General features: G+C 59.3%; 6 protein-coding genes. 4 read left to right on the top strand and 2 right to left on the bottom strand.

Annotation, left to right across the window (positions count from 1 at the left end; translation table 11 throughout):
• Positions 1–836: 836 nt before the first annotated feature.
• The 3 genes from nifS to nifU all read left to right on the top strand — a co-directional run bounded on the left by nifS (position 837) and on the right by nifU (position 4014).
• Entirely contained in the window at positions 837–2048 is a 1212-nt protein-coding gene (gene nifS, locus ACTO5E_RS09320; RefSeq protein WP_482303168.1) for a cysteine desulfurase NifS, read from the top strand.
• A 13-nt stretch (positions 2049–2061) separates the two neighbouring features.
• Positions 2062–2574 carry a flavin reductase gene (locus ACTO5E_RS09315; protein ID WP_482303166.1) on the top strand — a complete coding sequence of 171 codons (513 nt, stop codon included), beginning with the start codon at positions 2062–2064 and terminating at the stop codon, positions 2572–2574.
• Between the two features lie 1008 nt (positions 2575–3582).
• On the top strand, positions 3583–4014 hold the full coding sequence (gene nifU, locus ACTO5E_RS09310) for a Fe-S cluster assembly scaffold protein NifU (protein WP_482303165.1): 432 nt from the start codon (positions 3583–3585) through the stop codon (positions 4012–4014).
• A gap of 342 nt (positions 4015–4356) precedes the next feature.
• Here the strand turns inward: nifU and ACTO5E_RS09305 are convergent, their stop codons facing one another.
• Positions 4357–5856, bottom strand: coding sequence for a D-alanyl-D-alanine carboxypeptidase family protein (locus ACTO5E_RS09305; RefSeq protein WP_482303164.1), 1500 nt, complete (start codon positions 5854–5856; stop codon positions 4357–4359).
• A gap of 270 nt (positions 5857–6126) precedes the next feature.
• Entirely contained in the window at positions 6127–7128 is a 1002-nt protein-coding gene (locus ACTO5E_RS09300; protein ID WP_482303162.1) for a stage V sporulation protein AD, read from the bottom strand.
• A gap of 58 nt (positions 7129–7186) precedes the next feature.
• Here ACTO5E_RS09300 and ACTO5E_RS09295 point away from each other — a divergent pair.
• Positions 7187–7465, top strand: a 279-nt coding sequence (locus ACTO5E_RS09295; protein ID WP_482303161.1) for a hypothetical protein, incomplete at its 3' end; no start/stop codon positions are given.

Genomic DNA, 7465 nt, shown 5'->3' with positions numbered 1-7465 from the left:
TCTTTGAATATTCTTAAGAAACTTTCTACAGAAAGTTTCTTAAGCCGCCGGAGGCGACTTTAATCCCTTGACCTTAAAACACCCCAAAAACGCAGGAGGGTAGGAAAACGTCCCAGTGGGACGTTTTCCGTAGGGAACCACCGTAAGGGGTTCCCTATCGAATGGGAGCGAAGCGGACATTCGACAAGGCCCTTAAAGCCCTGAGCGTTGGGGGCGGGCGGGGTGGGACGCTGCCGCTGCCCTCGGGGGCCGCCTGAGCAAGCGAAGCTTGCGAAGAAAGAGCCCCCGACGGTAGAACCCACGCCAAACGCAGTGTGCGGTATCTCTACACGGGCCAACCGCCCGCCAAAGGACACCCCCACAAAAAACGCCCCATGTCCCAGCCAAACCATTCAACAGCGTCAACAGCACAGGCAAAGCTAGGAGTGTCACACCGCGATTCAAGGCCAGGGGCCTTGTAAGGGCGGGCCAGCGTGTCCGCCCGTCTCTCCCAGGGCCCAGCTCCTTCAGGGAGTAGACGGATCATACCTACCCCTGCATAAAATCTGCGAAAGGGACACTCCTGGCAAGGCTTACACCCTGCAAGGCTTACACCCTGCAAAGCAAAAGCCCTCTCCCCTCGCGGCCTGTGGAAGCTGCCCAGCCCCCCGCTCCCCCTTCTCCCCCCTAGCTTCCCCGCCCCGACTCCCAGTTATTCCCTCTCCCAAAAACAAAAAGTTCACCCAGGGGCTTGACAAAGTATACTAAAATGGTATATATTTATTTGCAGGGGGAAATCCTAGCGGTAACCGACCGCTGGCAGTCCCCCGACCAGCAGAAAGGAAGTAGCTGAAAACATGGACAACACTGTCAGAAAAGTATACGCCGACAACGCCGCTACCACCGCTGTCTCCGACGAGGTGCTGCAGGCCATGCTCCCCTTCTTCAAAGAGGTTTACGGCAACCCGTCCAGCCTGTATGAGCTGGGCCAGCAGGCCAAGGCCCCCCTGGAAGAAGCCCGGGCTGCCACCGCCGCCTGCCTGGGGGCAAAGCCCAACGAAATTTACTTCACCAGCTGTGGCAGCGAGAGCGACAACTGGGCCATTAAGGGTGCGGCCCGGGCCCAGCGCAGAAAGCACGGCAAAACCCACATCATCACCTCGGCTTTTGAGCACCACGCGGTGCTGCACACCTGTCAGGCCCTGGAAAGGGATGGCTTCACGGTCACCTATCTGCCGGTTCATAAGGACGGCCTGGTGCGGGTGGAGGAGCTGGAGGCCGCTATCACGGAGAACACAGCCCTGGTCACCATTATGTACGCCAACAACGAGATTGGCACCATTCAGCCTATTCCCGAGATTGGCCAGGTGTGCAAGGCCCATGGGGTTCTTTTCCACACCGACGCGGTGCAGGCCATCGGCAATGTACACATTGATGTGAAAGCCCAAAATATTGATATGCTCTCTCTCAGCGGACACAAGATACACGCTCCCAAGGGCGTGGGTGCCCTCTATATCCGCTCGGGCGTTGCCGTCGACAACTTTATGGACGGCGGAGCCCAGGAGCGGGGCCGCCGGGCCGGCACTGAGAATGTGGCCGAAATTGTGGGCCTTGCCACAGCCATTCAGCGGGCCACCGACACCATTGACCAGCGCGTCGCCCGGCTGACCCCCATGCGGGACCGCCTGATTGACGGGGTGCTGAAAATTGAGCGCAGCCGCCTGAACGGCAGCCGGGAGCACCGGCTCCCTGGCAATGTGAGCTTCTGTTTTCAGGGGGTAGAGGGGGAGAGCCTGCTGCTGATGCTGGACATGAAGGGTATCAGTGCCTCCTCGGGCTCGGCCTGCACCAGCGGCTCGCTGGACCCCAGCCATGTGCTGCTGTCCATCGGCCTGCCCCATGAGGTGGCCCACGGCTCGCTGCGGCTGAGCTTCGGGGACTATAACACCGAAGAGGACGTGGACTATATCTTGGGGGTATTGCCCCAGATTATCGACCGGCTGCGCAATATGTCGCCCCTGTGGGACGCCATAAAAACCGGCAGCGTTAACTATGACCCCTATATGTAAAGGAGGCGCGGACATGCGGGAGAGACCTATTCAGGACCTGATTTTGAACCCGATGACCGCCATTGCGGATGAGTGGATGCTGCTCACCGCCGGCACAGAGGCCCGGGGCTTTAACACCATGACCGTCTCCTGGGGGCACCTGGGGTCGCTGTGGGGGAAGTATAGTGCGGTGGTTTATGTTCGGCCCCAGCGGTACACGAAGGTGTTTTTGGACCGGGAGGATTTGTTCACTCTTACTATATTTGACGGCGACAAGAAGAAAGATTTGAGCTATTTGGGCAGTCATTCTGGCCGGGACGAGGACAAGGTGGCCCGAGTGGGGCTGACCCCCTGGTTTGGGGAGGGCTTCACCGGCTTTGAGGAGGCCCGGCTCACGCTGGTATGCCGCAAGCTGTACCGGGCGCCCCTGGCGGAGGAGGGCTTTTTGGACAAGTCGATTCTGGCCAGCTGCTACCCGGAACGGGACCTGCATGAGGTATATGTGGGGGAAATTGTGAAAGCATATACAAGGGATGGTAGAGATTGACCCTGTCTGCGGAAGGCGGACATGCTCGGGAATGGGACTGCCGGGGCGGTGCGTCCGAGGAGCTGTCGGCTCTATGCTGGAGGCGGACAGGGGGCTTGGGATGCGCTGGCCGGGATTCTTTTGTGATTTTCAAAATTGTACTATCATCTGAATTGTGATAGTATTTCTGCCTTGACTGGGCCTGTTTTGCCGCATAAGGTTGCTGTCGGAAGGTGGTTTTTGGGCGGTTTTGCTTCAAATGGGGACCTGTTTGGGGACAAATTGGGCCTGCTTTTTTCCGGAAGCATGGGAAAAGGGCAGTCAGAAATAGTATTTGTTTCAATATCATTGTGTGATATTTGTTTTAACCATGATATTTTGCTGACACGCAAGTAGTTGATAGCCTATTTTTCACATGGTTAAAGTGGGTATTTGTCCGTGGATTTGCATGGTTGGGATTGGTGATGGGTCTGGGAGGCTCGTCAAACATTTTGTTGTGATTGGATGATTTTTGTTCTTTCGCGGGAGCAGTCGGCATGTAGTGCGGATGGCAAGGAGTTTGCTTGACAGTTGGGGCGGATTGGGATTTGCTGGGTGCACTTGAGGACTGTGGGACGCGGATGGGCCGGGTGGACGGTCAGAGGTTTTGTTGTGCTCTTGGGGATCATTTTATGATGTTTATTTGACCTCTTGCGAAAATAGAAACATTGTGTAATAAAAGGCCTTCGGGCGCAAAGATCGCGCCCTACGGCAAGACCTTGGGGCTCTGCCCCAACCCCCGCAAGGGGCCTGACGCCCCTTGACCGCGCAATTTGCGTAAAGGCGTCTATTTCGCAAGAGGTCTATTATCTTTTCGGGAGGGGGAGCCGGACGTGGGCGGAAAGGGCAGGAGGGTTTGGCCTGGGGTTCTTTTGCGGGCAGCGCTTTTTAGTCTGCCTACGCTGGCGGTCAACCTTCTGGTGCAGAGCTGCCGGGCCTTTGCCGGGAAACGGCGGGCCGGTGAAATTCAACAGGAAAGGACAGAGAAACATGGCATACAGTGAAAAGGTGATGGACCATTTCGCCAACCCCCGCAATGTGGGCGAAATGCAGGATTTCAGCGGGGTTGGCGAGGTGGGCAACCCCAAATGCGGGGACATTATGCGCATGTACATCAAGGTGGAGGGGGACGTGATTACGGACGTCTCTTTTATGACCTTTGGATGTGGGGCGGCGATTGCCACCAGCAGCATGGCCACGGAGCTGATTAAGGGCAAGACCATTGGCGAGGCCTTGAAGCTGACCAACAAGGCGGTGATGGAGGCCTTGGACGGGCTGCCGCCGGTGAAGGTGCACTGCTCGGTGCTGGCGGAGCAGGCCATTAAGGCGGCGGTTTCGGACTATTACCAGCGGCAGGGGATTGACCCCACGCCCATTGTGGGGGAGATTCCGGCCTGCGAGGAGTGCGGCTGCGAGATTTGAGGCAAAAGAAAACGGTCCGGGAGCTCTGTGTCCCGGGCCGTTTTGTTTGTTTTCTTTTTGAGAGAGGGGTAGAAAAACGTCCCGGTGGGACGTTTTTCGGGTGGGGGGCTTGGGTCTCTGGAGTTTGGGGGTGGGTGGGGTGGGGCGCTGCCGCTGGCTTCGGCGGCCGGGCGAGCCTGACTTGCCCGAAGGGCAATGTCAGGCGAGCAAAGAGCCGCCGACGGTAGAGCCCACGCAAAGCGCCGTGTGAGGTAGCTCTATGCGGGTCAATCGCCCGCTGGAGGACGCCCCCACAGAATCAAGGACGTTTGTCAGGGGCAGCGGGTGGGGAGTTCGGCAGGATTACAGGTCGCGGAACTTTTTGACCCGGCGCAGAGCACGCTGCTTGCGCTTGTAGAAGACTACCAGAATCAGGTAGACGGCGATGAGGGCGGCGATTACCGCCATAACGGCAATGAACCAGGGGGAGGTCAGCAGGGAGCGGCCCTGCTCCCAGCCGGCGATGAGGTCGCTGCGGGCCACGGACTCGGCGGCGACCAGGGGGACGGTGGCTACCACCTCGTTGGCGTAGCTCAGGGTGGCGGTGCCCAGCTGCTCGCCCTTGCGCACCGGGGCCTGGACGCTTTCGGGCTTATCCACTGTAACGATGATGGAGCTCTGGTCGACGGAGTTGGGGAGCATGACGCTGACATTGCGGTCCGCCGCCAGCCGGAGCTCGTCCTGCTGGTAGGCGTATTCCAGCTTCACGGAGCTGAGGATGTCGCCCTGGGTGGCTATGGTCTTTTTGCCCAGGCTGGTGAAGGCCCAGCGGAACAGGGTGCGGGCGTCCCGCATCTCGTTGTGGACGCCCTGGGCGTAGCCCTCCATGTCGCCCATGGCAATGACAATGTAGGTATACCCTGAGTAGGTGGCGGAGGCCGCCACGCAGAAGCCCGCCTGGTCGTGGGAGCCGGTTTTGATGCCATTGGCATAGGTGTAAAAATAGGTGTTGCCGTTTTCGTCCGGATAGTTGCGCAGGAGCTTGTTGGTATTGGGGTGGTTCTCCTCGTCCGGGTTCAGATTGGTGGGGGGCTTGGGATAGTTCGCCTGCCTGACGATTTCGGCAAAGTTGGGCAGGGTGAGGGCATATTGGGCAATGGTGCCCATGTCTCGGGCAGTGGAGTAGTGATTCTCGTTGTGCAGGCCGTGGGGGTTGGAGAAATGGGTGTTACGGCAGCCCAGCTCCCGGGCCTTGGCGTTCATCTGCTGGACGAAAAAGCTGGTCTCGCTGTAGTCAATGGTGGCTCCGTACTCCTGCTGTACGGCAGGAGCGGGGGTGGAGCCGTCCTCCGGGGCGCCGGGGTCCTCCGGGTCCGGGGCGTCCTGGGCCGTGATGCGGCCCTGGGCGTAGAGGCTGTCCACATACTCCATGAGGGTGAGGGCGGCGTCGTTGCCGGAGGGGACCATGAGCAGGTTCAGCAGCTCCAGCCCGGTGAGCTGCTCGCCCACCTGAACGCCGGCCAGGGAGCTGCCGGTGCCCTCCAGGTCGTCGGCCACGCTTTGGGGGACTGTGATGGTGGCGTGCTCAATATCAGGGATGGTCTCGCAGGCCACGATAAAGGTCATGATTTTGGTCATAGAGGCCATGGGCAGCTCCTGGTCCGGGTTGAGGGTGTAGACTACGGTATCCGTGTCCAGGTTGAGCATGTAGAGGGACTTGCAGTGGGGCTCTTTGCTGTCGTCCTCCTGGTCGGAGTCCCAATTATAGGTAAAGCCCTCGGCCCCGGCGGGCAGGGGGGGCAAAATCAGCAGCAGAACAGCCAGGGCGGCGGCTATGGATTTTTTCCAGTCGAGTTTTTTCACCAGCGGATTCCTCCTTTTCGTGCGGGTTTTGGTTTTGCTTGGTATTTATATAGTATACCCGATACCGGCGGGAAAGGGAAGGGTGAATTTCTGAAAATGAGGGGGAGATTTCGTTAAGATTTTATGAACAGGGGAGAAAACGTCAAAAATTCCTGAAAGCTCCGGCAAGGGGGAAGGTGAGGCCGGGGGCTTCAGGAATTTCATGATTGAGTCGTTTTGGGGAGGGATGGAGGCGTGCTTTTTCTCTTTGCGGCTTGCTGCCGGGCCGTGTCAGACTGCCAGGTGCACCACATGGCACACCCCGGGAATGCCCTCGCCCTGCTGCTGGGAGGTGGTGGACATGAGGGCCCCGGTGGCGCAGAACAGGATGTTTTTCAGCTCGCCCCGCTCCATTCTGCCCAGCAGATGCCCGCAGAGCACACTGGCGGAGCAGCCGCAGCCTGAGCCTCCGGCGTGCACGTCCTGGGCCTGCCGGTCGTAGAGGAGCAGGCCGCAGTCCTGGTGGACGGCTTTCAGGTCGACGCCGTTGTCCTTCAGGGTGTCCAGCATGAGCTGAGAGCCCACTGCGCCCAGGTCGCCGGTGAAAATGCCGTCGTAGTCGTTGGGGCTGGTGTGGGTGTCGGTAAGGTATTGATAGATGCTGTCCGCCGCGGCCGGGGCCATGGCGGCCCCCATATTGGCCGGGTCCTTGACCCCCAGGTCCAGGGCCTTGCCCGCCAGGCCGTGGAGCACCCGGACCTTGCCCCCCCGGCCCAGAATGACGCAGCCGGAAGCAGTGGCTGTCCACTGGGCGGTGGGGGTGCGCTGGGCGCCGTATTCCAGGGGGGTGCGGAACTGGCGTTCGGCGGAGCAGAAGTGGGAGCTGGTGACTGCCGCCGCCAGGTCTGCTGCGCCGCAGTCTACCATAATGGAGGCCATGAGCAGGGTTTGGGCCATCGTGGAGCAGGCCCCGTACTGGCCCAGGAGGGGGATGTGGTAGTCGATGAGGCCGAAGGTGGAGGAGATGCACTGGTTCAGCAGGTCGCCGGCAAAGATCATGTGGATGTCCTCCGGCTTGCGCCCGGCATTGGCCAGGGCGATGGAGACCGCTTCTTTTTGGAGCTGGGCCTCGGCCTTTTCCCAGCTTTGGGTGTTGAGGGTGGTGTCGTCAAAGGTCTGATGCAGGTCCCCGCCCAGGGGGCCTGCCGCCTCTTTGCGGCCTCCCACGGCTCCCCGGCCCAGAATGGTGGGGGCTGTTTCAAATTGTAAGGTCTGTTTGCCGATGCGCTTCATGGGCGTTCCTCCCGGTGAAAGTCATTTTGTCAATAGTGTTGCCCGGGAGTGGGGGAATATGAGGATTTTTTTTGGTGAAGTAGGGCGAAGGTTGAGAGGGGGTGGGATTTTCGTTTTAAAAATAATGTTATTTTTATTTTGTTTTTTGTTTAGTAAAGCTCTTGCCTGTCTCAAAAGTGGGATGGTGTCGGGTGGGCTTGGGGTGGGATGTTCATTTTCTGCGAAAATGAACATGGGGCGCTTCGCGCTTGTTGGATGGTTTGGCCTGCGGCGCAAGGGCAAGGTCGCCTCCGGCGGCTTAGGGCTTCGCCCTAAGAACCCACCAGAGGGGCAGGCC

It is taken from the genome of Acutalibacter sp., from assembly GCF_056800975.1.
Note: the sequence above shows the minus strand (reverse complement) of the source record. Positions and strands in the feature narration are given on the sequence as shown.

Coding starts and splice junctions, on each gene's coding strand:
- nifS (WP_482303168.1), top strand. CDS start 837: ATGGACAACACTGTCAGAAAAGTATACGCCGACAACGCCGCTACCACC.
- nifU (WP_482303165.1), top strand. CDS start 3,583: ATGGCATACAGTGAAAAGGTGATGGACCATTTCGCCAACCCCCGCAAT.
- ACTO5E_RS09315 (WP_482303166.1), top strand. CDS start 2,062: ATGCGGGAGAGACCTATTCAGGACCTGATTTTGAACCCGATGACCGCC.
- ACTO5E_RS09300 (WP_482303162.1), bottom strand. CDS start 7,128: ATGAAGCGCATCGGCAAACAGACCTTACAATTTGAAACAGCCCCCACC.